This window comes from Plantactinospora sp. ZYX-F-223, from assembly GCF_039649625.1.
Classification (GTDB): Bacteria; Actinomycetota; Actinomycetes; order Mycobacteriales; family Micromonosporaceae; genus Plantactinospora.
The window spans coordinates 326,585-352,128 of the sequence record NZ_JBDJAV010000001.1; the positions used below are offsets into that span (position 1 = coordinate 326,585).

Annotated in this window: 20 protein-coding genes and 1 pseudogene; 12 read left to right on the forward strand and 9 right to left on the reverse strand. The window is 71.2% G+C overall.

Going from position 1 to position 25,544, the window contains the following annotated elements:
- Positions 1-190 precede the first annotated feature (190 nt).
- Complete coding sequence (locus tag AAH979_RS01345; protein WP_346255909.1) at positions 191-415, reverse strand: hypothetical protein; 225 nt, start codon at positions 413-415, stop codon at positions 191-193.
- A 300-nt stretch (positions 416-715) separates the two neighbouring features.
- Here AAH979_RS01345 and AAH979_RS01350 point away from each other — a divergent pair, with 300 nt between their 5' ends.
- Positions 716-2,308, forward strand: a complete 1,593-nt coding sequence (locus tag AAH979_RS01350; RefSeq protein ID WP_346255910.1) for a Rieske 2Fe-2S domain-containing protein — start codon at positions 716-718, stop codon at positions 2,306-2,308.
- A gap of 106 nt (positions 2,309-2,414) precedes the next feature.
- On the opposite strand, the gene AAH979_RS01355 is transcribed toward AAH979_RS01350, so the two are convergent.
- Positions 2,415-4,028 carry an NAD(P)/FAD-dependent oxidoreductase gene (locus tag AAH979_RS01355; RefSeq protein ID WP_346255911.1) on the reverse strand — a complete coding sequence of 538 codons (1,614 nt, stop codon included), beginning with the start codon at positions 4,026-4,028 and terminating at the stop codon, positions 2,415-2,417.
- A gap of 328 nt (positions 4,029-4,356) precedes the next feature.
- On the opposite strand from AAH979_RS01355, the gene AAH979_RS01360 reads away from it, so the two are divergent.
- The 6 genes and pseudogenes from AAH979_RS01360 to AAH979_RS01385 all read left to right on the forward strand — a co-directional run.
- Complete coding sequence (locus AAH979_RS01360) at positions 4,357-5,580, forward strand: macrolide family glycosyltransferase (protein WP_346255912.1); 1,224 nt, start codon at positions 4,357-4,359, stop codon at positions 5,578-5,580.
- A 3-nt stretch (positions 5,581-5,583) separates the two neighbouring features.
- Complete coding sequence (locus AAH979_RS01365) at positions 5,584-6,075, forward strand: hypothetical protein (RefSeq protein WP_346255913.1); 492 nt, start codon at positions 5,584-5,586, stop codon at positions 6,073-6,075.
- A complete protein-coding gene (locus AAH979_RS01370) occupies positions 6,072-7,016 on the forward strand; it encodes a hypothetical protein (protein WP_346255914.1) in 945 nt (314 codons plus the stop codon). Before AAH979_RS01365 ends, AAH979_RS01370 begins: the two co-directional genes overlap by 4 nt.
- A 344-nt stretch (positions 7,017-7,360) precedes the next feature.
- The gene (locus AAH979_RS01375) at positions 7,361-9,523 is read left to right on the forward strand and encodes an MMPL family transporter (protein ID WP_346255915.1); all 2,163 of its coding nucleotides are present in this window, start codon (positions 7,361-7,363) and stop codon (positions 9,521-9,523) included.
- 141 nt (positions 9,524-9,664) lie between these two features.
- Positions 9,665-10,207: a GNAT family N-acetyltransferase gene (locus AAH979_RS01380; RefSeq protein WP_346255916.1), complete on the forward strand. Its 543-nt coding sequence runs from the start codon at positions 9,665-9,667 to the stop codon at positions 10,205-10,207.
- A 250-nt stretch (positions 10,208-10,457) separates the two neighbouring features.
- Positions 10,458-10,625, forward strand: a pseudogene (locus tag AAH979_RS01385) (Scr1 family TA system antitoxin-like transcriptional regulator); the annotation flags it as partial.
- An 8-nt stretch (positions 10,626-10,633) separates the two neighbouring features.
- Here the strand turns inward: AAH979_RS01385 and AAH979_RS01390 are convergent.
- Together AAH979_RS01390 and AAH979_RS01395 are read right to left on the reverse strand one after the other, a co-directional pair.
- Positions 10,634-11,083, reverse strand: coding sequence for a hypothetical protein (locus AAH979_RS01390; RefSeq protein WP_346256310.1), 450 nt, complete (start codon positions 11,081-11,083; stop codon positions 10,634-10,636).
- A gap of 308 nt (positions 11,084-11,391) precedes the next feature.
- A complete protein-coding gene (locus AAH979_RS01395) occupies positions 11,392-12,243 on the reverse strand; it encodes a trypsin-like peptidase domain-containing protein (protein WP_346255917.1) in 852 nt (283 codons plus the stop codon).
- 140 nt (positions 12,244-12,383) lie between these two features.
- On the opposite strand from AAH979_RS01395, the gene AAH979_RS01400 reads away from it, so the two are divergent.
- The 5 genes from AAH979_RS01400 to ispG all read left to right on the forward strand — a co-directional run bounded on the left by AAH979_RS01400 (position 12,384) and on the right by ispG (position 19,057).
- Entirely contained in the window at positions 12,384-14,609 is a 2,226-nt protein-coding gene (locus AAH979_RS01400) for an ATP-binding protein (RefSeq protein ID WP_346255918.1), read from the forward strand.
- Positions 14,606-15,247, forward strand: coding sequence for a response regulator (locus AAH979_RS01405; protein ID WP_346255919.1), 642 nt, complete (start codon positions 14,606-14,608; stop codon positions 15,245-15,247). The genes AAH979_RS01400 and AAH979_RS01405 overlap by 4 nt, the downstream gene beginning before the upstream one ends.
- A 177-nt stretch (positions 15,248-15,424) precedes the next feature.
- Positions 15,425-16,636: a 1-deoxy-D-xylulose-5-phosphate reductoisomerase gene (gene dxr / locus AAH979_RS01410; protein ID WP_346255920.1), complete on the forward strand. Its 1,212-nt coding sequence runs from the start codon at positions 15,425-15,427 to the stop codon at positions 16,634-16,636.
- Positions 16,636-17,877 (forward strand): site-2 protease family protein, encoded by a 1,242-nt coding sequence (locus tag AAH979_RS01415; RefSeq protein ID WP_346255921.1) that lies wholly within the window; start codon positions 16,636-16,638, stop codon positions 17,875-17,877. Before dxr ends, AAH979_RS01415 begins: the two co-directional genes overlap by 1 nt.
- 7 nt (positions 17,878-17,884) lie before the next feature.
- The gene (gene ispG, locus AAH979_RS01420) at positions 17,885-19,057 is read left to right on the forward strand and encodes a flavodoxin-dependent (E)-4-hydroxy-3-methylbut-2-enyl-diphosphate synthase (protein WP_318395350.1); all 1,173 of its coding nucleotides are present in this window, start codon (positions 17,885-17,887) and stop codon (positions 19,055-19,057) included.
- A 367-nt stretch (positions 19,058-19,424) separates the two neighbouring features.
- On the opposite strand, the gene AAH979_RS01425 is transcribed toward ispG, so the two are convergent.
- The 5 genes from AAH979_RS01425 to AAH979_RS01445 form a co-directional block, all read right to left on the reverse strand.
- Entirely contained in the window at positions 19,425-19,991 is a 567-nt protein-coding gene (locus AAH979_RS01425; protein WP_346255922.1) for a PadR family transcriptional regulator, read from the reverse strand.
- A gap of 107 nt (positions 19,992-20,098) precedes the next feature.
- On the reverse strand, positions 20,099-22,138 hold the full coding sequence (locus AAH979_RS01430) for a CotH kinase family protein (protein ID WP_346255923.1): 2,040 nt from the start codon (positions 22,136-22,138) through the stop codon (positions 20,099-20,101).
- Positions 22,139-22,140: 2 nt separating this feature from the next.
- Entirely contained in the window at positions 22,141-23,001 is an 861-nt protein-coding gene (locus AAH979_RS01435) for a polyphosphate polymerase domain-containing protein (protein ID WP_346255924.1), read from the reverse strand.
- Positions 22,998-23,600 carry a DUF4956 domain-containing protein gene (locus AAH979_RS01440; protein WP_346255925.1) on the reverse strand — a complete coding sequence of 201 codons (603 nt, stop codon included), beginning with the start codon at positions 23,598-23,600 and terminating at the stop codon, positions 22,998-23,000. Before AAH979_RS01440 ends, AAH979_RS01435 begins: the two co-directional genes overlap by 4 nt.
- 246 nt (positions 23,601-23,846) lie before the next feature.
- The gene (locus AAH979_RS01445) at positions 23,847-25,433 is read right to left on the reverse strand and encodes an arabinogalactan endo-1,4-beta-galactosidase (protein ID WP_346255926.1); all 1,587 of its coding nucleotides are present in this window, start codon (positions 25,431-25,433) and stop codon (positions 23,847-23,849) included.
- Positions 25,434-25,544: the final 111 nt, after the last annotated feature.

Sequence of the window (25,544 nt, forward strand, 5' to 3'; positions counted from 1 at the left end):
CGGCCCCGCCCCGGGGCCGGATGAACCGCAGCCGGCGCCGATCAGCGCCGGCCGCCACCCCGCCCAGGTCGAGGACGGGTCTGTCGAGCCTGCTGGGCAGGTCTCCCCGGCGTCGCCGTCGAGGGACAGGAACGCCGGCGGTGCTGAGGACCGCCGACGGTCGAGGGTCGGGAACGCCGAGGGTCGAGGGTCAGGAACGCAGGCCGTTGCGGCGCAGGATCGCGTCGCCGACGACGGCGAGGACCAGGGCGGCGGCGATCGAACCGAGCCAGATCTTCGCGATGCCGCTGACCTCGTTGTTGTTGAACATCATCAGCACCAGCGCCGCCGCAGAGAGGATCGCGCCGATCTGGCCCGCCTTGCGGTGCCCCGGCTTGCGTTGGTCGGGTGACGTCACCGGCTCGCTTCCAGCCACTTTCCGGTCCTTTCCTCACGATCGGATGCTGGTAAGTCTGGCATGTGCCACCCGGCGTACGGCGCACGGGCCGGGCCTTCCGCCGCAGCCGGCTCTGCCCGGTGCAGCGCCTCGGCACGGCCCGGCGCCGCGCTCTCCAGCGGCCTGGCGCCGCGCTCAACGCTCCGTCCTCGGCAGGGCTCCGGCGCGATCGGGTGGCGCAACCGGGCGTCCCGGGTCGGCCGGTACGGGGCCTCCGGTAGCGTTTGGGCGTACACCTGTGATCGCCTGCGGCGAGGGACGAGATAGGGGGACCGTGCGGTGCGGTTGACCGGTACGGGACACGCGAGCATGCGGATCGACACCGGTGCGGGCAGCATTCTGTGCGACCCGTGGGTCAACCCGGCCTACTTCGCCTCATGGTTCCCTTTCCCGGACAATTCACAGCTCGACTGGGAGAGCCTCGGCGACGTCGACTACCTCTACGTCTCGCACCTGCACCGGGACCACTTCGACGCGGCGCACCTCACGCGCTTCGTCTCCAAGAAGGCGACCGTCCTGCTGCCCGAGTACCCCACCTCTGAGCTGGAGGACGAGCTGCGGGAACTCGGCTTCACCAGCTTCCTGAAGACGAAGAGCGAGGAGGTCGTCGAGCTGGACGGCGGCCTCAAGGTGATGATCCAGGCGCTGACCAGCCCCACCGACGGCCCGATCGGCGACTCCTCGCTCTGGGTGGAGTACGACGGGGTGCGGCTGCTGAACCAGAACGACGCGCGCCCGGCCGACCTCGGCGTCTTCGCCGAGTTGGGGCACGTGCACGCGCACCTGCTCCAGTTCTCCGGCGCGATCTGGTATCCGATGGTCTACGAGCTGCCCAGCGCGGCGAAGACCGCGTTCGGCAAGCAGAAGCGGGACCGGCAGATGGACCGGACCATCCGCTACATCGACGACCTCAAGGCGTCCTGGGTGTTCCCGATCGCCGGCCCGCCGTGCTTCCTCGACGACGAGCTGTGGCAGTTCAACGACATCCACGGCGACGAGGGAAACATCTTCCCCGACCAGCAGGTCTTCCTCGACCACTACACCGGGCTCGGCTACGACAACGGGGTGATCCTGCTCCCCGGCAGCGTCTCCGAGATCGGCACGGACACCGTGCACACCACCCACCCGGTGCCGGACGTGCGGGAGTTCTTCGCGCGCAAGGAGGAGCACCTGCGGGAGTACCAGGAGCGCTCCCGGCCGGTGATCGAGGCGGCGAAGGCGTCCTGGCGGCACCCGGAGATCGACGTACTGGCCGAGATGAAGCGCCGGATCGAGCCGCTGCTGGACGAGTCGATCTATCTCGCCAAGGGGGTCGGCGGGCCGGTCCGGTTCGACCTGGTCGGCTACGACGGCGAGTCGGTCGAATCCATCCTGGTGGACTTCCCGGGCAAGGAGGTCCGGCCGTACGCGGACGAGAAGGTCCGCTACCGGTTCCGTACCGAGCGGGCGCTGGTCGAGCACCTGCTGCACATCGAAGAGGTGGACTGGGTCAACTCGCTCTTCCTCTCCTGCCGGTTCTCGGCGGCGCGGATCGGCCAGTACAACGAGTTCGTCTACGCCTTCTTCAAGTGCCTCTCCGAGGAGCGCCTCCAGTACGCCGAGGGCTGGTACGACGAGCACGAGCGGGCCACCGACGCCGAGGACATCACCCTCGGCGACTGGGTGGTGCAGCGGCGCTGCCCGCACCTGAAGGCGGACCTGACCCGGTTCGGCATCGTCGAGGACAACCAGCTCACCTGCCAGTTGCACGGCTGGCGGTTCGACCTGGCCAGCGGGCGCTGCCTGACCAGCGTCGGGCACTCGATCCGGGCGCACCGGGTCGACGAGACCCCGGCGACCGCGACCGCCGCCGAGTCCGAGAGCGCGGGCTGAGCCCCACCGCCACCCCGGGACGGCGGAGCCCGCCGGCCCGAGGCGGGACCGGAGCCGGCGGAGCTGCCGGCCCGAGGTGGAGCCGGGACGGTGGCCGAGCCGGAACTCAGGCGGCCGGGCCGAACCGACCGAGGTCGGTGAGGATGCGGCGAGCCGCGTTGTGCCCGGCCGCGCCGATCACACTGCCGGCGGGGTGGCACCCGGCACCGCCGGCGTAGAGTCCGTCGATCCCGGTGGCGTACGGCATCCGGTCGGTGAACGAGACGGTGTTGTCGACGTGGTGGATGTGCCCGCCGGTGATGCCGAAGTGCGCCTCGATGCCGGGTGGGGTCAGCGGCACGGCGTCGGCGACCAGCCCGGTGGTGCCGGGGGCGTACCGGTCGCAGATCTCCAGCAGCCGGGCCACGTATCCGGGCAGCAGCTCGTCCCAGGAGCCGCCGGTCGGGGCGTACGGGACGGACTGCACGAAGAGCGCCGACGAGTGGTGCCCGGCCGGGTCTTTCAGCGACGGGTCGACGGTGGTGTGCAGGTACCACTCGATGGTCGGCTCGTCCGGCAGCCGCCCGGCCCGCACGTCCGCCCACATGCCGCGCAGCGCCGCCATCGGCGAGTCGCCGGCCGAGCCGGGCAGTAGTGCCGCGGAGCCGGGCAGCAGGTGGATGGTGGCGCCGAACGGGCTCGGCGCCCCCTCGGGCAGGCAGGAGAAGTCCGGCAGCCCGGCGAGCGCCAGGTTGACCTTGAGGGTGGTGCCGGTGCGCCGGACCGCCGCCATCCGTTCGGTGAGCGCGGCCGGCAGCGCGCCGTCGGGCACCAGCTCCATCAGCCGGTACGGGTCACCGGCGCCGAGCACCACCCCGGCGCTGACGCTCCGCCCGTCGTCGAGTACGACTCCGCTGGCGGCGCCGCCGTCCATGGTGATCGCGGCGACCGGGGTACCGCTGAAGAGCCTCGCCCCGGCGGCCCGGGCGGCGTCGGCGAAGGTGCGGCTCACCGTACCCATCCCACCGGCCACGATCATCCAGGTGCCGCCCGCCCCGGGCAGCCGGCACATGTTGTGGGCCAGGAAGTTGTAGCCGGTACCCGGGTCGTCCGGCCCGGCGTTCAACCCGGAGACGCCGTCGGTGACCGCGTACATCGAGACCAGCAGCTCGGAGCGGAAGTCGAACCGGGCGAGGTAGTCGGCGACCGAGCCGCGTACCAGGTCGACGAAGACCTGGCGCAGCGCAGGCCGGATGTAGCGGTCGGCGGTCTCCGGCACGGGCAGCGGCTCGGCCAGCCAGGCCGGCGCCAGGTCGTCGCGGAGCGCGGCGAGTTCGGCCTGCATCGCGTCGTCGGCCGCCACGTCGGCCCGGGAGAAGAACCGTTCCATCTGCTGCCGGGTCGTCTCCCGGTCGGCCCCGAAGAGCAGGTACGGCGAGCCGGGCCCGCCCGGGGTGGGCAGGAAGTAGTGCGGGTCCCGGCGCAGCACCGGCAGCTTCACGTCGAGCAGCCGGATCAGCTCCGGCGGCATCAGGCCGAGCAGGTACGAGCCGGTGGAGTGCCGTAGCTGCGGCACCTTGGGAAACGGGTTCTCGGTGCGGGCGGCCCCGCCGAGCGTGTCGGCGGCCTCCAGCACCACCACGTCGAGGCCGGCCCGGGCCAGCAGGATCGCGGAAACCAGGCCGTTGTGGCCGGCGCCGACGATCACGACGTCGGCGCGGGAGGGTAGCTCGGCGGTCATGCTCGGGAAGCCTAGTTCGGTTGGGCCGCCCCGGTGCGAGCTTGGCCGTTGCCGGTGCGCGGCTACCGGCGTCGTGTCGGACGGGCATGTCCGGCCTGTTCAGCGAGCTGGCATAACGTCTTGACCTCGCGATCGGCGAGCAGCCCGGACACGAACCCGGTCGCGGTGCGGTGCGGCTCGACCCGCTCGAACCTGCATGCGGAACGTGGCGAGTACCTTGTCCACGGCACTATGCCATCCGGCAGCGTCTACGCTGTGATCGAGAAAGGCGGATCGTGATCGTTACATGTTGCCGGGCGCTGACCCCATTCCTGTCCGGGGTCGGCCGATGAGCACAGTCGCGTTCCTCAACATCGCCATGCATGGGCACATCAACCCGACGCTGCCGGTCGTGGCCGAGCTTGTTCGTCGGGGCCACTCCGTCACCTACCACACGACGCCTGCCTACGCCGAGGAGATCGCGGCTACCGGCGCCCGAGTGCTCCTCTACTCCGGGGATGACCAGCCGCTCTCCGGCCCGCCGACGCCGGTCACGGTGATGGAGCAGCTTGCCCGCACCGCCGTACGCGTGCTACCCGCCGTACTCACCGATCTGCGCGGCGCCCGGCCCGACCTGATCGTGCACGACTCCCTCTGCCTGTGGGGGCCGGTGGCAGCCCGGGAACTCGGCGTGCCGGCAGCGTCGTCGTTCACCACGTTCGCGTTCAATCGGCACGTGCCCAGCCCCACCCACGGCTCCTGGGAGCTGCTCGCCGCGGCGGCGGCCCTGCCTCGGCACGCCGGGGGGTACCTGAAGTCGCGCTGGGAGCTGCGCCGCCGGTACGACACGCGCGAGGTGCCCCTGGTCGACCTGGCGAACATCCGTCAGCCGCTCAACCTGGTCTACACCTCGCGAGCGTTCCACCCCGAGGTCGACAGTTTCGACTACTCCTACCGGTTCGTCGGACCGAGCATCGGTGCCCGCCCAGTTGACTCGTCGTTTCCGGTCGAGCGGCTGCTGGACCCGGTGCTCTACGCCTCGCTCGGCACGGTGTTCGGTGCCGACCGGCGGCTGCTGCGCAGCTTTGCCGACGCGCTCGCCCCGCTGGGTGGCACCGTGATCGTCTCCACCGGACCCACCGATCCCGCCGCGCTCGGCCCGCTGCCGGCCAACGTGATCGCCCACCGCTCCGTACCGCAGCCGGAGGTGCTGTCCCGCGCAGCGCTGTTCATCACCCACGGCGGGGTGAACAGCGTCAACGAGGCCCTGTACGCGGGCGTCCCGATGCTGGTGGTCCCGCAGGGCGCTGACCAGTCGTTGGTGGCCTCCCGCATCGTCGAACTCGGTGCCGGCCTCGCGATCCGCACCGAGGACGTCAACGTGGAGGTCGTGCGCGCCCTCGCCCAACGTGTGCTCGGCGAGCCCCGATTCCGGGCCGCCGCGAGCACCCTTCAGGTCGCCCAGCGTCAGGCAGGCGGCTATTCGCGCGCCGCCGACGAACTCGAGCGCTATCTGCGGCAGACCGGCCCGTTGACCGAGCCGGACTCTGCCGATCTGCCACCGCGGGGCTGACCGATGTCCACTGTCGTTATCATCCTGCTGCTGTTCGCCGGGCTGTCCGAGGCCGTCGGGCGTCTCCTGCCCGTGGTGGCACGCCTGTCTGGTGTGTCGCACACCAGGGTGGTGGGGATGGTGCTGGGCGGCGCCGTGGTCGACGGCGCGGTATTCGCGCTCTGGCCACTGTCCGCCTGGACCCTCGCCGAACTGGTGCTGCCCACCTCACCGGGCGACGAGGCTGCGCTGGTCTGGACACCAGGCCTGGCCGCCCCGCTGTTGCTTGCCGCAATCCTCGCGTTCCCGCTGCTCGGGCCGCTACTGCACCTGCTCCTCATGGTGGGAGTGGGGGCCGGCCTCGCCACCGAGCTCGCCTCGGTGACCGGGATCGGCTGGTGGGATGCCGCCGGCTGCGTAGCCGTCGCGGGAATCGCGCTCGGCGTCGCCGTCGAGGGTATTCGCCGCCTGGTCGTGAGGCTCAACACGACAAGAACACCGGAGCCGCTCGCATGATGGAGTTTGCGCTTCTGCTGCTGCTCGGTGGGGTCGGACCGGTCCTGATCGCCGAAGCTCTGCTCGCCCGCTACGAGGTGCTGGTCTATGCCGCAGGCTGGCGGACCCCCACGATCGTACGCCCCAAGGGCATGCCCCCGGCCCGAGGCGCGGACGCGGACCGCCCCCCGGACGCCTACCTGGTCTATCTGGACGGTATCGGGAAACGCCGCTTCCACGACACCCGCGACGGCGGCCGACTGGTCAAGTCCCTGATCGACGGAGCGCCGGAGCTCAGGGTGCTGGGCCAGGTGCAGCCGTACTCCCCGCTGGCCCTTCCGCTCGCCGACCGGCCGGTGTGGAAATGGCTGCGCCGCCACATCGGTCTGGTGCTGTTCCTGCACAACGTGATGCAGACCTTCGTCGCCGCCGACCGCCGGTACCGACCCCTGTACAACCGCGCCGTCGGCTCGCAGATCGCCACTCAGCTCCGGTACGCCGGTTATCAGCCTGACAGTGGTATCCCGGTGGTTATGCTCAGTTACAGCGGCGGCGCCCAGGTCGCCACCGGCGCGGTGGAGGAACTGTGGTCCCAACTGCGCTCCCCGCTCTGGCTGATCACTCTCGGCGGGTTCCACAACGGCGCCAACGACATCAGCCACGCCCAGCACCTCGACCGGCTCACGAGTACCGGCGACCGGATTGAGCGAGTCGGCACCTGGATGTTCCCGCAGCGGTGGCGACTGTTCCGCTGGAGCGGATGGAACCGGGCTCACCGGGATGGGAAGATCACGGTGCACCGGCTCGACCCGGCCACCCACGTCGGTCCGCGCAGCTACATCAGCCCGAAGGCCCGGCTACCCGATGGTCGCAGTCACCTCGACCGGACCGCCGACACCGTGATCGCGCTGATCCGGGACCGCCTCAGCGCGACCGCGGAATCCGACGGTCCAGTGCCTTGAACGACTTGACCAGTGCACCTCAGGTACGGCAGTCGGTCATGCCGTTGGCTCGCGGGTGGGCGCGCCAACCCGATTGAGGTGCTCGTGGCGCGGGATCAGGTCGCGATGCCGCGCGGCCGGATGCGCCGTCTGGATCTGGAACCAGTCGACCGGCGGTGCTTGCCGGGCTGTCGAAGCACATAATCGTTTGCGGGCCCGGCACGAGCCTGTTGCCTAATTTCGGGGCGTGCGGGCGTCTTGGCGTGCGTCCTGGGTGTTCCGCGCCCGGTGTGCGCGGTCGGGGCAGCTGCGGTTTGGTTGCTGTGCGGCCTTTTCTGGTAGCGGCCGACGGGGGAGGCGAGACGATGTTCGCGTGGTGGGGTAGGGCGGTGGTCCGACTCCGCTGGGCGGTGCTCGCCGCCGGACTGGTGTTGGTCGCGGTCGGCGCCACCTGGGGGACCGGGGTGTTCGGCTCGCTGACCGGCGGGGGTTTCGAGGATCCGGGCAGCGAGTCGGTCCGCACCCACGAGCGGATCACCGCCGAACTCGGCAACCAGAGCGTGGACCTGCTCGTCCTCTATTCCAGCCCGGACAGCACCGTCGAGCAGCCCGCCTTCCGCGACCCGGTCACCGCCACCCTGGACCGGCTCCGCCAGCACCCCGAGGTGGCCAGCGTGACGAGCTGGTACGAGACACAGGCTCCGGCCCTGCTCTCGACCGACCGGCACGCCACATACGCGGCGGTGCGGCTGCGGGCGACCGACCCCGACGAGCAGGCCGAGGCGTACCGGGAACTGCGGCCGGCCCTGGACACGCCCGGGGTCCGCACCGAGGCCGGCGGCACGGTGGCCTTCCTCGACGAGGCGAACGAGCAGAGCAAGGAGGACATCACCCGGGCCGAGATGCTCTCCCTGCCGGTCCTGCTGGTGCTGCTCATCCTGATCTTCCGTGGACTGATCGCCGCCGCGACGCCACTGCTGGTCGGCGGGCTGGCTATCCTCGGCGGCTTCGTCGCGGTACGCCTGATCGGCACGGTCACCGAGGTCTCCGTCTTCGCCATCAACATCATCACGCTGATCGGCCTCGGCATGGCCGTCGACTACGCCCTCTTCGTCGTCAGCCGGTTCCGCGAGGAACTTGCCGCCGGCCGGTCCAGTACCGAGGCCATCCGGCGCACCATGAGCACCGCCGGCCGGACCGTACTGGTCTCCGGGCTCACCATCGCGACCGCGCTGGCCAGTCTGCTGATCTTCCCGCAGTCGTTCCTGCGCTCGATGGGACTGGGCGGGATCGCTGCCGTCCTGGTCGCCATGCTTGCCGCGCTGACCGTACTGCCGGCCCTGCTGGCGGTGCTCGGGACCCGGATCAACGCCCTGGCCGTACGCCTGCCGTGGCAGCGCCGGCTGGACAGTGCCGCAACGGCGGGGATCGGCGGCTCCGGTGCCTGGGCCTGGCTGGCCCACAGCGTGATGCGGCGACCGGTGCTCTACCTGCTGGGCGTGCTCGCGGTGCTGGCCGTGCTGGCCGCCCCCTCGCTGCGGATGGAGGCCGGCGGCTTCGACGAGCGGGTACTCCCGGCCGACGCGGTGCCCCGGATGGTGGCCGAGCGGATCGAGTCGGACTTCCCCGGCGGCAGCGTCGGCCCGGTCGAGGTACTCCTCTCCGGCGCTCCCGCCGCCGACGCACAGCGGTTCGCCGACACGCTCCGACAACTTCCCGGCGTGACCGGTGTGCAGCCGACCGCGAACCGGGGCGACTCCACGCTCTTCTCGGTGACCTATCCGGGCGAGCCGACCGGCCCGGTGGCCGAGCGGGTGGTCCGGCTGATCCGGGACCTGCCGGCACCGGCCGGCGCGGAGGTGCTCGTCGGCGGGCGGCCCGCCTTCGACGTGGACCTGCTGGACAGCCTCACGGCGCGACTGCCGTTGATGGCCCTGATCATGGCGTCGGCAACGCTGGTGCTGCTCTTCCTCGCCTTCGGGTCGGTGCTGCTGCCGATCAAGGCGGTGCTGATGAACCTGGTCTCGATCGGCGCGTCGTTCGGCGTGGTGGTCTGGATCTTCCAGGATGGACACCTCGCGGACTGGCTCGACTTCACCCCGACCGGCTTCATCGAACCGAGCAATCCGATCCTGATGCTGGCGGTCCTCTTCGGACTCGCCACCGACTACGAGATCTTCCTGCTCTCCCGGGTACGCGAGGAGTGGGACGCCACCGGCGACAACACCGCCTCGGTGACCGCCGGCCTCCAGCACACCGGGCGGATCATCACCGCCGCCGCACTGCTGCTGATCGTGGTGGTCGCCGGGTTCGCCACCGGCGGCGTGGTCTTCGTCAAGCTGATCGGGATCGGGATGATCGTGGCGATCGTCGTCGACGCCACGCTGGTGCGGGCGCTGCTGGTGCCGGCCACGATGCGGCTGCTCGGCCGGTGGAACTGGTGGGCGCCGGGCCCGCTGGCCAAGGTCTACCGCCGGTACGGCGTCCGCGAGTCGGCGGCCGACCTCGCCGGTCGCTACGACGGTTGAACTGGGCTCCACCGAGACGGCCTTAACCCGTCCCCTACAGTCTGACTTGTCGGGCGCCTCGACCGAAGCCTGGCCGGGCCGCGCCGCGCCGCGCCGTAAATGGCTGTTCAACTGGGTGCCGGTTGACTAGCATCCGGCCGCGTGACGATCTACGAGACCGAGCGGCTGGTGGTCCGCGATTGGACGCTGGAGCCCGACGACCTGGCCCGGGTCTACGACACGTACTCCCGGCCCGAGGTGGTCCGGTTCCTCAACGCGCCCACGCTGCCGCTCCGCGAGCCGGCCGGGGCCGCCGAGACGGTACGCCGCTGGCATGCCCGCAACGCCGGGTTCGGCGCCGGGTACGGCATCTGGGCGATGCAGCGCCGGGATGACGGCCGGGTGGTCGGCACGATACTGCTGAAGCCGATGCCCGGACGCGACGAGGGAAAGCTGACCGACGATATCGAGGTCGGCTGGCACCTGCACCCCGACTCCTGGGGGCACGGCTACGCCACCGAGGCGGCCCGGGGCGCGGTCGAGCGTGCCTTCGCCGCCGGGGTGCCGGAGATCTACGCCGTGGTGGCGCCTGGCAACGAGGCGTCGATGGCGGTCGCCCGTCGGCTCGGTATGGCCCCGATCGGCCGGCGCACCGACTGGTATGGCGGCGAGGAACTGGAGACCTTCCGACTCAGCCGCCCGTGAGCGGTCCCGGGCAGGCCCTGATCAGCGCGAGAGGCAACCGAGGTCAGCTCCGGGGGGGTTGAGCCGGTACAGGTCGGCGGTGGCGGCGAAGAACGCCGCACCCAGGTACACGTGCAGCCCGACCCGGTCGTCGCGGTAGTCCGTCGAAACGCGTGGGCGGCAGGTTCGCGCCGATCCGAGGCCCCGCCGGGTACGTCCGCAGCCCCGCCGGGTGCGGCGGAACCGGCGGGTACGGCGGAACCGGCGGTGCTGGGTTGAACCCGGACTGTTGCAGACCGAGGCGTACGCGCGGGCCCTGCTGGCCAGCGGCGGGCTGCTCACCGCCGAGCAGGTGGAGGAGCAGGTGGCGACGCGGCTGGCCCGGCAGGAGATCCTGACCCGACCCGATCCGCCGATGTTCACCGCCGTGATGGACGAACGGGCAGCTCAGTCGATGCCGGCCTGGGCCTTGCTGCACGCGGTGTCGGCCTGGCGCAGTGCCGTGCTCAGCCTGCTCTCGTTCCGGTCGCGGGCAGCGTCGAACATGTCCTGCGCCCGCCGCATGCACGGCAGCAGGACGTCGCGTTCCTTGGTGACGTCGGACAGGTTGTCCTTCGTGGTGGTCAGTTCGGTGGTGAGGTCGCTGACCTTCTTCTCGGTCTCGGCGATCTTCGCGTCCCGCTGCGTTACGGTGTCGCGCTGCTCCTGAAGTTGGGTGTTGAGGTCGGATCTGGTCTCGCGTAGCTCACCGCGCTCGTTGAAGTACAGGCCGAAACCGACACCGCCGAGGACGAGGAGCGCGACCGACAGGATCGCGAGGAGCAGCGTGGCACGCCCCCTGAACACGGGCGGCGGCCCCGACGCGTACGACGGCGCCTGGGCCTCGGCGGCTGCCACACCCGGCGCGTACGGCATACCCGGGGTATGCGGCGTGCCGGGCGCATACGGCGTGCCCGGGGCATACGCCTGCTGCGCGGGGAAGGCCTGCGTCGCCGGTTCGGAGGTGGGTGGTGCGGAGGTCGGCGGGGCCGCCGCAGGCGACACCGACGGCGCCGGAGGGACCGGCTGCGTGGGCGCCTGCGGGTAGCCGCCGGCCGGGTAGGGCTGGTGGGGCTGGTGCGGCTGGTGGGGTACGGCTGGCGGACGGTACTGGGTGTCCTCCGGCCCGTACGACGGGTACGACATGGGTTCCTCCGCGGTGTTGATCAGCAGACGTGAAAGGTCGCGCAGGCGGTCTGGATCGGCACGGCGAGCCCGATGCCCTCCGCGTCACGGGCCTTCGCGTCGGCGATCCCGACGACCTCCCTGCGCGTGTTGACGACCGGCCCGCCGGAGCTGCCGGGATTGACCGGCGCATCGAACTGGATCATCGACCCGGGTCCGTCGGTACGCTCACGCACCGCGCTGACCACGCCGGTCGTGACGGTCTGGGAAAGGCCGAGCGGCGTGCCGACGACCAGGACGTTCTCGCCGGGATCGGGGTCCTCGGCGGCAGGCGGCAGTCCGGTGAACACGGCGTCGACCCTCAACAGGGCGATGTCCTGCGACTGGTCCACGTCCGCGATCTGGGCGGTGTACCGCTTGCCGTCACGCTCGAGCTTCACCGACCTGCCGTTGCGCGACCAGACCGGCTCGATCACGTGAAAGGCGGTCAACACGTTGGTGCGCCCGGTCGTAGTGGCCTTTCCGACGGCGAACGCACTGCCGGTGAAGTCGTCCGCGATCACCTGGAAGACGCTGGGCAGCACGGCGGCTGCGACCCGCTGCGGATCGAAGGCCTGCTCGTTCTGCTTCTCGACCGAGGAGAGCCGGCCGTCCAGACTGTCCAGTCGCTGGTCGGTCCCGTCCGCGGCGGCCTCCGCGTCACGTTGTGCCCGGGTCACGTCGCCGCGCAACTGATCGATCTGTCCCGCCTGCACGACGACGATCACCGCGAGCCCGATCAGGACGGCTGTGGCTGCCAGCGCGGCGGCCCAGCGCAGCCCGGTCGCCCAACGCAACGGCTTCGACGGCCGGGGCGAAGCCGGAGTGGCCGGGTACGGCACCCCTCCCGTCATGGCACCCCCCAACTACACGCTGTCCTACCTGCGTCATTGAGCGTATCGATCGTGTGGGGTGGGTAGTGGTGGTCGTTCGACCACCAGCGGCACCCGGAATGTGACAGCGCGGCGATACCATGAGCGTCGTGCCGGGCCCGGTGGAACAGAGGCTCCTCCGTCAGGGACTGATCTACGCACTCGGGCTCCGCGTCGTCGTGATCGGTCTGTCCAGTTCGGCCTACCTCGCGCTCGCTCCGGTGCCCGACCGGGCGGTGGCCGTGACCGTGGTGGCCGCCTTCAACGGCTGGAGCCTCTGCTACGCCGCCGCCCTGGTGCGGGGCTCCCGGTCGGTCCGCCGCTGGCTGCCGCTCGCCGACGTCGCGGCGGTCTGCGCCGCCTGCCTGACGCAGCCCTGGACCGTCACCTCGGACCCGCGCGGGGGCGGAACGTGGATCTTCGTCGCCCTGAACCTGGTGGTCGTCACCTACCCCTGGCAGCTCGACTGGCGGCTGCTCGCCGGGGCCACGCTCACCATCGTGACCGCCTACTACGTTGGCGCGACGCTGGCCGATCCGGGCGGCTGGCTCGTCGACCCGTCGATCGGGCCCTGGACGGCCGCCGAGGCAGCCCTCTCGTGGGGGCTCTACCGGTTCGTCCGGCGTGGTGCCCGCGCCGCGGACCGGACCATCGAACGCACTGCGGAACTGCGGCACGCCGCGACGGTCGCGGCGGCCCGGCGACGCGACGAACGGGAGTACCTCGCGGCACTGCACGACACCGCAGCCGCGACGCTGCTGATGGTGGGCGGCGGCGTGGTTGCCCGGACCGAGCCGTGGCTCGCCGAGCAGGCCCGCCGCGACCTGCGGGAGCTGGGGCGCTCCGAGGAGGTGCTGCACGGCGAGGCAGACCTGGTCCCGTTGCTGCACGAGGTCGCCGACAACGCTCTCCCGCACATCGCCTGGCAGACTCCCGACTCCCTGCCGTTGCCGGCCGCGGACGCGGTGTCGCTCAGTCGCGGCGTGCGCGAGGCGTTGACAAACGTCGTCCGGCACGCGGGGACCGACCGGGCCGAGATCCGGGTGGAACACGACGCCGATCGGGTCACCGTGCAGATCGCTGACCAGGGCCGAGGTTTCGACCTCGCCCGCGTCGGCAGCCACCGGTACGGGGTGACCCGATCACTTGTCGAGCGGATGATCCGGATCGGCGGTGAGGCGCGGATCCAGAGCCGTCCCGGCCATGGTACGACGGTCACCCTCAGCTGTCCCCGGACCGTCCCCGACCTCGGCGGCAACGACCAGGAGATCATCGCCGGCTCGTTCCAGCGCGGCCTGCGCTGGGCCGTCGTCGTCATGTCCCTGGCGATCCTCCTGTTTCTCGATCTGCCGCGCCTGCTGTCCAGCCGCGAGGCGTACGCCGCGTTCTGGCCCCAGGTCGTCACCTGGGCCGGCCTGGTCGCGGTGACCCTGGCCGTGGCCCTCGCCACCTGGCGCGACCGCCCGCTCGGCCGGTGGCGTCCGGCACTGCTCGTGCTGGTCTTCGCGCTTTCCGCCCTGGCGACCGCGTCGGTGCGACCGGAGTACCTGCTCGGCGCCGCGCACTGGTCGGAGGGGGACGCGGGCTGGCAGGTCGTGCTGCTCATGATGGACGGTCGGATCCCCGCTTTCGTCGCCGTCCTCGCCGCCCACTACCTCATGACGTTCGGGCAGGCCGCCGGAGCCGGCCAGGCCGCCCTGAGTGTCGCCGGCGCGGTGAGCGCCACCTGGGCCGTGCTCGCCTACCAGCTCGCGATCGCGATGATCGCCGCCGTCCTGCGGGGCATGGCGACCTCGTCCGCCCAGGCGCTGCGCGCCGCCGAACGGGTGCGCACCTCCGACGCGGTCGCCCGGCACCTGCACGCGGACCGGACCAGCAGGCTTTCCGGGTTGTCGGCCACCGCCGTACCACTGCTGGCGGGCCTGGCCTCCGGCGAGCTGGACCCGGGCGACGAGTCCGTGCGCCGGATGTGCGCAGCCGAAGCCGCCCGGATGCGCCGGCTCATCGCCACCGACGGCGCCGCCGACTCGCTGTCGCACGAGTTACGGGCCTGCATCGAGCAGGCCGAGCGCAACGGCGTCTCGGTCTCCTTCGCGGAGTGCGGCACCCGCCCCGAGTTGCCACCACTGGTCTGCCAGCGGCTCGTCGAGCCGGCCATCGCCGCCCTCGCCACCGCTCGTGGCAAGGCCCGGCTCACGGTCGCCAGCACCCGCGAGACGGTGACCGTCAGCGTCGTCGCCGCGTGTTCGGCCCCACCACCGATGCCTGACGGCGACGGGGTCCGGCAGTCCACGACGGTCGTCGGAGATCGCCTGTGGATCCAGGCCGCCTGGCAGGGAGAACGATGATCACTGCGGTAGTCGTGGACGACCATCCCGTCGTCATCGCCGGGGTGCGTGCCTGGTGTGCCCTGGCCGATCCGCCGATCAGCGTCGTCGCCGCCGGCCCGACCGTCTCCGTCGCCTGGCTCGACCCGGGCGACCGGGCCGACGTCGTCGTCCTCGACCTCCAGCTCGACGTCACCGGTCCCGCGTACGGCGACCTGAAGCGACTCGTCGACGCGGGCCGCCAGGTCGTCGTCTACAGCATGCGGAGCGACCGGGACAGCGTCCTCACCGCCCTCGACATCGGCGCCTTCACCTATCTCACCAAGGCCGAGGGGGAGGAGCACCTGGTGGCCGCCATCACGGCCGCCGCGGCCGGGACGCCGTACACCCCACCTGCCCTCGCCGGTGCCTTCGGCACCGACGAGCGCCCGCAGCGGCCCCGGCTCTCCCCCCGCGAGCACCAGGTGCTGATCGAATGGTTCCACTCCGAATCGAAGGAGATGGTCGCCCGCCGCCTTCGGCTCACCGTCCATCGGGTCAACTCCTGCCTCGAACGGGTACGCATCAAGTACGCCAACGTCGGCCGCGAGGCACCCACCAAAGCCGCCCTCGTCGCCCGGGCACTGCAGGACGGCCTGATCACCACCGACGAACTCTGACCGCGACAGGGCGAACACTGACCGCGACAGGGCGAACACTGGCAGCGCCCAGGTGGTGCGCCGGCCCGGCCGGGAGGTGACCGCCTTCCGGCCGCCCGACGAGGCCGGGAGAGGCACCTCGGGGTGCAGGGCCGAGGCTGCGGCGGACGTCCGGCGACGGTCAGGGAGAATAGCCGGGTGAGTTCTCCGCGCGAGGTCGTCCTGCTCGGCTCGACCGGCTCGATCGGTACCCAGGCGATCGACATAGTCCGGCGCAACCCGGACCGGTTCCGGGTGGTCGCGCTCGGTGCCGGCGGCGGCAACGTGGCCCAGCTCGCCGCCCAGGCCCTCGAACTCCGGGTCGAGGCGGTCGGGGTCGCCAAGGCATCCGCCGCGCAGGACCTGCAACTCGCCTTCTACGCCGAGGCCGCCAAGCGGGGATGGGCCAGCGGCGACTTCAAGCTTCCCAAGATCGTCGCTGGGCCGGCCGCAATGGCCGAGCTGGCCGAGTGGCCCTGCGACATCGTGCTCAACGGGGTCGTCGGTTCGCTGGGGCTGGCGCCCACCCTGGCAGCGCTGCGCGCCGGGCGTACCCTCGCGCTGGCCAACAAGGAGTCGCTGGTGGCCGGGGGGCCGGTGGTCCGCGCCGCCGTCGCGCGACCGGACCAGATCGTGCCGGTCGACTCCGAGCACTCGGCGCTGGCCCAGTGCCTGCGCGGCGGCAGCCGCGCCGAGGTACGCCGGCTGATCCTCACCGCCAGCGGCGGACCGTTCCGGGGCCGGCGGCGGGACGAGCTGACCCGGGTCACGCCGGAGCAGGCGCTGGCCCATCCCACCTGGAACATGGGGCCGGTGGTCACGATCAACTCCGCCAACCTGGTGAACAAGGCGCTGGAGGTGATCGAGACCCACGAGCTGTTCGGCGTGCCGTACGACCAGATCGACGTGGTGGTGCACCCGCAGTCGATGATCCACTCGATGGTCGAGTTCGTCGACGGCTCGACGCTGGCCCAGGCCAGCCCGCCGGACATGCGGCTGCCGATCGCGCTCGCCCTCGGCTGGCCGGACCGGGTCGCCGGGGCCACGCCCGCGGTCGACTGGACAGCGGCCCAGAGCTGGCGCTTCGAACCGCTGGACGAGGCGGCGTTCCCGGCCGTACGCCTGGCCAAGCAGGCTGGTGCGGTCGGCCGCTGCCGCCCGGCGATCTACAACGCGGCCAACGAGGAGTGCGTCGCCGCCTTCCTGGCCGGCCGGCTGCCGTTCCTCGGCATCGTCGACACGTTGGAACGGGTGTTGGAGGCGGCCCCGGATTTTGCCGAACCGGGTAACGTCGAGGAGGTGCTCGCCGCCGAGTCCTGGGCGCGGGCGCACGCCCAGGAGATCATCGCGGAAGCGGTGGAAGGAGCCTGATGCTGTATCTGCTCGGGGTGGTGGCGTTCGCCCTGGGGATCCTGATCTCGGTGAGCCTGCACGAGGCCGGGCACATGCTCGTGGCCAAGCGGTTCGGGATGAAGGTCACCCGTTACTTCGTCGGCTTCGGCCCCACCATCTGGTCGTTCCGGCGGGGTGAGACCGAATACGGCCTCAAGGCGATCCCGCTGGGCGGCTTCTGCAAGATCGTCGGCATGACGCCGCAGGACGACGACGTCGACCCGGCGGACGAGCCCCGGGCGATGTGGCGGTACCCGCTCTGGAAGCGGACCGCGGTGATGGCCGCCGGCTCGGTGGCGCACTTCACCCTCGCCATCGTGACCCTCTGGTTCGCCGCGATCTTCATGGGGCTGCCCAACCCCGACTACCCGACCAACACCGCGGAGATCCGCAACGAGCCGGCCCGGATCGAGCTGGCGCCCTGCGTGGTCCGGGAGAACGCGGCCCGGGCCTGCCAGCCCGGCGATCCGGCGAGCCCGGCGGCCCAGGCCAACCTGCGCAGCGGCGACGTGATCACCGCGATCGGCAGCACCCCGGTGGCCAACTGGGGCCAGATGCTGGACGCCGTGCGGGCGACCAAGCCGGGACCGGTGCAGGTGACGTACCTGCGGGACGGCACGACCCAGACCGCCCAGGTCAACCTGGCCGAGGTGCAGCGCCCGCCGCAGGACCAGGCGGACGGGCCGGTCGGCCCGGTCTCGGCCATGGGCGTCGGGCTCGGCACTCCGCCGACCGTCACCTACAGCCCGATCGGGGCCTTCGGCGCCACCGCCGACTTCACCGGCGAGATGGCGGTCAACACCGCCAAGGCGATCCAGCGGATCCCGCAGAAGATCCCGGCCCTCTGGGCGGCGATCACCGGTGAGGAGCGCGACGTCGACACCCCGATCAGCGTGGTCGGGGCGAGCCGGCTCGGTGGCGAGGCCGTCCAGCACGGCCTCTGGGAGGTCTTCGTCCTCCTCTTCATCTCGCTGAACTTCTTCATCGGCGTCTTCAACCTGCTTCCGCTGCTGCCGATGGACGGCGGGCACATCGCCATCGCCTGGTTCGAACGGGTCCGCTCCTGGCTCTTCGCCCGGCTCGGCAAGCCCGACCCCGGGCGGGTCGACTACTTCAAGCTGATGCCCGTAACGTACGCTTTGATCCTGATCGGCGGCGCGTTCACGCTGCTCACCATCACCGCCGACGTGGTCAATCCGATAACCCTGATCCAGAGGTGAAGAAAGAGTGACCGCCGTCAGCCTCGGCATGCCCGCCGTACCGCCGCCACCGCTGGCGACCCGGCGGGTCAGCCGACAGATCAAGGTCGGTTCGGTACTGGTCGGGGGCGGCGCGCCGGTGTCGGTGCAGTCGATGACCACCACGTTGACCGCCGACGTCAACTCGACGCTCCAGCAGATCGCCGAGCTGACCGCCTCCGGCTGCCAGATCGTCCGGGTGGCGGTGCCGTCCCAGGACGACGTGGAGGCGCTGCCGGCGATCGCCAAGAAGTCGCAGATCCCGGTGATCGCCGACATCCACTTCCAGCCGAAGTACGTCTTCGCGGCGATCGACGCCGGCTGCGCGGCGGTACGGGTGAACCCGGGCAACATCCGGCAGTTCGACGACAAGGTCAAGGAGATCGCGGCGGCGGCCTCGGCGGCCGGGGTACCGATCCGGATCGGGGTCAACGCGGGCTCACTGGACAAGCGCCTGCTGGCGAAGTACGGCAAGGCCACCGCCGAGGCGCTGGTCGAGTCGGCGCTCTGGGAGTGCTCGCTCTTCGAGGAGCACGGCTTCCGGGACATCAAGATCTCGGTCAAGCACAACGACCCGGTGGTCATGATCCGGGCGTACCGGCAGCTCGCCGAGCAGTGCGACTATCCGTTGCACCTCGGGGTGACCGAGGCGGGGCCGGCGTTCCAGGGCACGGTCAAGTCGGCGGTGGCCTTCGGCGCGCTGCTCGCGGAGGGGATCGGCGACACCATCCGGGTCTCGCTCTCCGCGCCCCCGGTCGAGGAGATCAAGGTGGGCGCCGCCATCCTGGAGTCGCTGGGGCTGCGCGAGCGCGGCCTGGAGATCGTCTCCTGCCCGTCCTGCGGCCGGGCCCAGGTCGACGTCTACAAGCTGGCCGAGGAGGTCACCGCCGGCCTGGAGGGGCTGCCGGTGCCGCTGCGGGTGGCGGTGATGGGCTGCGTGGTCAACGGTCCCGGTGAGGCGCGGGAGGCGGATCTCGGGGTGGCCTCCGGCAACGGCAAGGGGCAGATCTTCGTCAAGGGCCAGGTGATCAAGACTGTGCCCGAGGGGCAGATCGTGGAGACCCTGATCGAGGAGGCAGTCCGGCTCGCCGACGAAATGGGTGCCGAGCTGCCCGAGGAGCTGCGCGACCTGGTCGTCAAGCCCACCGTGACGGTGCACTGACCGCCGCCCCGGGCACCGGCGGCGGTGGTCGGGGTTGCCTGCGGCCGGGGATGAGACGCCGGAGTCGGCCCGCCGTGGGCAAGTCTTCCCGGAGGCTGTCGAGCTGGGTGCACAGCCGGGGCACCCACAGCCCTCCCCGCTGCGATCGCCCGAGTGCTGCGATCGCCCGAGTGCTGCGATCGCCCGAGTGCTGCGATCGCCCGAGTGCAGTGATCGCCCGAGCGCCGTGTCGGCCTGATGCCGACCGCGGCGCCCGGGCGCACAGGCGGGGCAGCTCTACAGTGCCCCGATCGACTGGTCTCCGCCGGGCGCGGCGGCACTACCGACCGGCCCGGTCCGGTCGCCGGCACGAGCCGGCGTACTCCGGCTACTCCGATTCGGCGAGGATGGCGTACAGCTTGCGCCGGGTCTCGTCGAGCACCTGGGCGGCCCGCTCACGCTGATCGTCCGTACCGGTCGCCATGACCTGGCGCAGTGCGTTCATCGCCTGGAAGCCGGCCTCCCGGATGTCGTGCCAACTGTTGATGGTGTCCTGGGCGAACTCGGCCCACGGCGGCTGTGCGGCCGCTTGGGCGGCCTCCTCCTGCCCGGCCTCGGTGAGCCCGAAGCGGCGCCGTCCACCGCCCGACTCGGTGCTGCCGGCGATCAGGCCCTCGTCCTCCAGGAGTTGCAGGGTCGGGTAGATCGACCCCGGGCTCGGTCGCCAGGCGCCGCCGGTGCGGGAGTCCAGCTCCTGGATCATCTCGTAGCCGTGCATCGGCCGCTCGGTCAGCAGCGCCAACACCGCGGCGCGGACGTTCGGCCGGCGTCCGCGGCCACCGCCGCGTCCCCGGCCGCCACCCCGGCCGTGGCCGTGTCCGTGACCGGGCGGCGGGAAGCCGAAGCCCCGCATCCGAGCTTCCTGCATCGCGTGGAACCCTCGGTGAAAACCCATCTGGGCCTCCTTCTGACTGTCGCTGATAGCTCAACGATATATCGGGAAACTATCGGCGACAACACGCCGACGGCGCCGACCCGAGGGCCGGCGCCGCCAGCGGGCGGTCAGGACGCCGTACAGGTGGGGGTGGGCAGGCTGTTGGTGCCGTTCCAGGTACCGAGGAACCCGAAGGTGGTACTGGCCCCCGCGCCGAGCGTCCCGTTGTGCGGGGCGTTGGTCGCCGTCACCGCCGTACCGCTGCTGGTGACGGTCGCCTCCCAGGACTGGTTGACCGTCTGGCCGTTGGCGTACGTCCAGTCGACCCGCCAGCCGGTGATCGGCGCCGAGCCGGCGGTGACCCGTACGCTGGCCTGGAATCCGCCGGTCCACTGGCCGACGACGCTGTAGGCAGCCGTACACGTCCGGCCCGAGGCCGGTGGGGTGGTGGCCGGCGGGGTCGGCGGCCTGGTGGTGGCCGGCGGAGTCGTCGGCGGGTTGGTCGGCCCGCCGGAGCCCCAGCCGCCGGTGGTGTCCAGCCACGCCGCCCGCTGGAACATCCAGTCCCGCATGAACTGCACCTGTCCCTGCCAGGTCGGCGAGGTCGGGGTGACGAACGGGCCGAGCATCCGGGTGCTGAGGTTCGGCCAGCGCTGGAAGTTGCGTTGGGCCGCGGCGGTCAGCGGGGCGGTCAGCCGGTCGATCCGGGCCTGGAGCTGGGCGTTGGAGAGCACCCCCTGGCGGAGCTGCTGCCAGCGGGCCTTGACCCGGTTAACGAAGGCAGGGTCCTGGAGCAGCCGCTGGAACCAGTCGTTCGCGCTCGGGCTGCGGGTCTGCTGGTGCTGCCAGCCGGCGATCTGGTCGTTCTGGAAGAAGCCGCCCACCCCGAAGGTCAGGTCGAAGTCCCAGAGCGGGCCCGCGACGATCTTGCCATCCCGGTCCTTGTGGAAGTACGCGCTGCGCAGGTACGCGTCCATGCCCCGGCCCAGCTCGTTGATGATGAGCTGGTCGACGAAGGAGTCGACGTCGATGAAGGACGAATAGCCGGTCACCGGATCGGCGAACCCGGGACTGCGCAACAGGTCGTGGAACTGCTGGATGTGCTGGCGCAGCCAGTCGGCCTGCGCCGGTTGCAGCGGATCGGGGTCGACCACCTCCAGGTAGTGCCAGCAGGTCGCGTCGGCGCCCTGGCAGGGCAGGGTCGGCTCCTCGGCCGCCATCCACTCGAACTTGAAGATGTATCCGCCGGTCAGCTTGGGCAGCGTGACGTCCTCCTCGTCGAGCTGCTTCAGGTCGAGCCGGTTCTTCGAGTTCTTGATGGTCTCCATGATCAGGTAGACCCCGAGGTAGTCGGTCGCCGCCACCGGCTGCGCGTCGGTGTTCACGTACACCTCGGCGAAGGCGAAGCGCGGGGCGTGCAGGCCCATGTCCTGGCCGAGGCCGTGCATGAAGGCGTCCCGGATCAGCGCCTTGTCGGAGTACGGCCCGCGCAGCACCCAGTCGGAGTCGGCCGGCATGCCCAGCAGCGGCAGGTCGGCGTCGTCGTCGGCGTTGTCCCGCAACTCCAGCCGGTACGGCGTCTTCGGGAACATCGCACTGGAGTTCCCGCGCAGGTGGAAGCCGCCCCGGGTGACCAGGCTGGGTGCGGCGGAGAGCGAGGTCGCCCCGTTCACCGGCGAGAACTGCATGACGGCGGTGTCGACGTACTCCCGCCCCGGAGCGCCGGCCCCGTACGCGTCCAACAGCAGGACCGGCAGGTCGTGGCTGGTGTTCACCGCCCGGGCGACGTACATGGCGGTGCCGGGTGCACCGGTGGGAGCGCCGTTCAGGTACGCCTGGGCCCGGAGCTGCGTGGTGCGGGTGAACCTCAACGGCGTGCCGGAGTACACCGGCGAGCTGGCGCCGGGCGGCTGGCCGTCGGTGGAGTACCGGACCTCCGCCCCGCTCACCGTGCTGCCCAGCGCGACCGAGACCTCGCCCTGGAAGGTGCCGCTCGGCACCGAGAAGGTGATGTCACCGGTCGGATCCGCCTGGGCCTCCGCCGCCGTGTCCTGGGCGACCGACACCGGACGGTCGGACCCGTCGCCCCGCCCCGGGGCGGGGCCGGCCGCCGGACCCATCGCCGCGGCGACCAGGACGCCCGCCAGGTAGTAGCCGAGTGTGCGCATTCCTACTCCGTTCCAGAGCTGTTCGGGGGGACCGCGCTCGCCACGAGGCTGAGACCGGACCGGTCGACGTCGAAATGGGACCGGTGGCCGTCGGTGGCCCCGGTGAAGGCGAAGTGCCGGCGCAGGGTGCGGCGCCAGGGTGCCGACGGCAGGTCCGGCCGGAGCGCGGCCAGCCCGGTGGCGTACTTGGAGATCCGGACCGGCCGGTGGCCCCGCGCCCAGAGCAGGCGGTCCACGCAGGACGCGGTCGAACCGGTCTTGGTCTCGACCACCGCCAGCCCCGGCAGCCGGAGCGGGCCGGTGCCGCCCTCCCAGGTCAACTCGGTGTCGATGGTCACCCGGCTGACCGTGGCGGCGAGGAAGAGCGTGCTGCGCCGGTATCGCGTGACGAGGACCGGGGCGAAGACCCGGCCGCCGACCTCGATCGACTCCCTCGCGAGTACGTCGTCGACGAACTGCCGCCCGAGGGAGAGGCTCCGCTCGTGGTCCGGCCGGTACGGCAGCCGGTCCTTCACGGTGTTGCCCCTGGGGCCACGCGTCTTGACCTCGAGCCAGCACTCCGCCGAGTCGAGATAGGTCCGGGTGCGTATCTTGAACCGGCGGCGCCGGCGCTGGGCGGTGAGCAGATAGCTGGTCAGTTCCGGGGTGTCGAAGTAGATCGAGCGGTAGTTGAAGCAGCGGCGTCCGTCGATCTCCAAGGCCAGGGTGTCCAGGTCGAGCTGGGCGACGACGGCCCGCGCCTCGCTGACCGGCAGCACGTACTTGCGGTCCACCCGGGTCTGCAACGCGGCGCGTTCGGTGAGTTCGTCCAGTCCGATCGGTTTCAGGTGCGCGGGCGGGGCACAGTCGACGGCGACGGTCATCGCGGCACCCCACCGGTGGTCACCGGGACGTTCCGGACCGCTTGCCGCACCGAGGGGTGCGAGTACCGTACGTCCACCAGGGTGGTGTCGTTGACCAGGTCGAGGCGCTGGACGCTGGCCGAGTGCACCCGGGCGCCGAGCTTCTGTTCGAGATAGGCGACCAGCGTGACGTGGTCGGTGATGGCCGAGTCGAGGAAGATGCTCTGCCGCCGGTAGCTGCGGAACAGCCGGGGGTGGTCGCCGACGAACATCACCACGAGGATCAGGGCCATCATGGTCGGGACCTGCCACGCCGGACCGCCGCCGAGGGCGGAGAGGATACCGAGCGCCAGCGCCGAGAAGTAGTACGCCACCTCGTGCTGGTCGAGTTCGGTGGAGCGGAGCCGGATGATGGAGAGCACCCCGAAGAGCGCCAGACCGAGACCCAGACCGGTACCGGCGCTGCTGGTGCTGAGCGAACTCGCCACCGCCATCACCCCGATGTTGACGCCGAGGTACGCGGCGACCAGGTCTCGGCGCCGGTGGCGTGGGAAGTAGAGCCCGAACACGAGCAGGATCACTGCGACGATGTCCGCCGCAAAGAGGGCGAGCTGGGGCATGGGTCCTGTCCTCCTGGATATCATCCGGTGGCCGGTGGGTAAACGGACGCCGACTACCAGGTTACATCGAAGGACATCGATCCCTAGCGCTCGCCATCGCTAACAGCTTGTAACAGGCTTTATTTACGATCGTCTATCTTACGCAACCGGTGCGGTCCGCCGGCGACGGCGGCTCCCGCCCGGTGGTCCGGGCGGGAGCCGCCACAGGTGTGCACACCGCGCCCGGCCGGGCCGGTGTGCCTCGCGTCACACCGAGCCGAAGACCGCCAGCCCCGGCAGCGCGCGGTCGCCGTAGTCGAAGAGCGCCTGGTTCTCCCAGCCGTTGCCCGAGGACGGGTTGGTCGGGTCCCAGCCGTTGCCGGGCACCGCCGTCCAGGTGGGCTCCCAGTAGAAGACGCCGAGGCCCCGCCCGTTCGGCACCGAGCGGACCACGTCGAAGACCGCCCGCAGCGCGTCGGCCTGGCCCTGCGGAGTGGCCGGATAGCCGCCGGCGGACTGCAACGAGGAGTTGAAGATGTTCGGCTCGCTGTCGTCGGCGTTCAGGGTGAAGCCGTACGCGGTCTCGGCGACCACCACCGGCCGGCCGTACCGGGAGGCCAGGTCGTTGAGGTTGGCCTGGAGACTGGCCAGCGAGCCGTGCCAGTAGAGGTAGTGCGACACCCCGATCACGTCGAACGGCACTCCCCGGGAGGTGGCCTGGTCGAACCACCACCGGTGCTGCGAGTTGTTCCCGCCCTCGGCCAGGTGCAGCATCACCTGGGTCGAGCTGTTCACCGCCTTCACCGCGTTGCTGCCGGCGGTGAGCAGGGCGGCCAGGTTGGCCCAGTTGTCACTGCGCCCGTCCGGCCAGAGCATGCCGTCGTTGATCTCGTTGCCGACCTGCACCATGTCGGCCGTCGTACCCTGCGCCTTCAGTGCGTTCAGCACGTCGTACGTGTGGTTGTAGACCGCGTCCCGGAGCTGGCTGAAGCTGTAGCCGCTCCAGGCGGCGGGCTTGTTCTGCTTGCCTGGGTCGGCCCAGCTGTCCGAGTAGTGGAAGTCGACCAGCAGCCGCATCCCCTGCGCCTTGATCCGGCTGGCCATGGTCAGCACCCGGGCCCGGTTGTTGTAGCCGTCGGCCGGGTTGACCCAGACCTTCAGCCGGGCGTAGTTGACCCCGTTGCTGGTGAGCAGTTGCAGCGGGTCCCGCTGGGTGCCGGCGGCGTCCCGGTAGACGCCGCCCCGGTCCTGGCTCTTGAGCAGGGTGGAGATGTCGGCACCGCGGATCGAGATGTTGCCCCCCGGATTGGTGCCACCGCCGGTGAACTCGACGTCGTCCACGTTTATCCAGTTTCCGGCCCGGGCGTCGGAGACCACCGCGGCGGTACACTGCCCGCTGCTGACCTGGGCGGTCACCGAGATCTGGGTCCAGCTCGACGCGGTCGGGATGGTGACCCGCTGCTCGGCGCCGCCGCAGTTGCGCAGCGCCAGGTACGCCGCGATCTGGCCGCCGCCGGAGCGGACCCAGGCGCGCAACGTGTACGACCCGGCGCCGAGCCCGGTGAGCTGCTGGTAGGTCTCGACCCGGTAGGCGCCGGAGGCCCAGTGCGACAGGCGGTAGTTGCCGGACCGCCCGCCGGCCTCGGTGAAGCTGGCACTCTGCTGCCCGGAGCTGGACGACTCGGACCAGCCCGCTGGGCTCTGGCCGGCGCCGGACGACTCGAAGCCCGGGTTGGTGATGGCGGCGGCGGCGCGGACGGGGCTCGGAGCGGGGCCGGCGACCAGGCCGGCGGCGAGCAGTACGGCGCCGAGAGCGGCGGCTGCCGTACGGAGCGGATGGGACGGACCGCTCATGGGGATTCCTTCCGTCGAGGGGGATGGGACGTTCCTTCTTGGCAAACGCCGAGACGACACCGGTCGCCCAGGTTCCGGGTTGGGAGCGCTCACAGTCACGGTCTGCCCTCG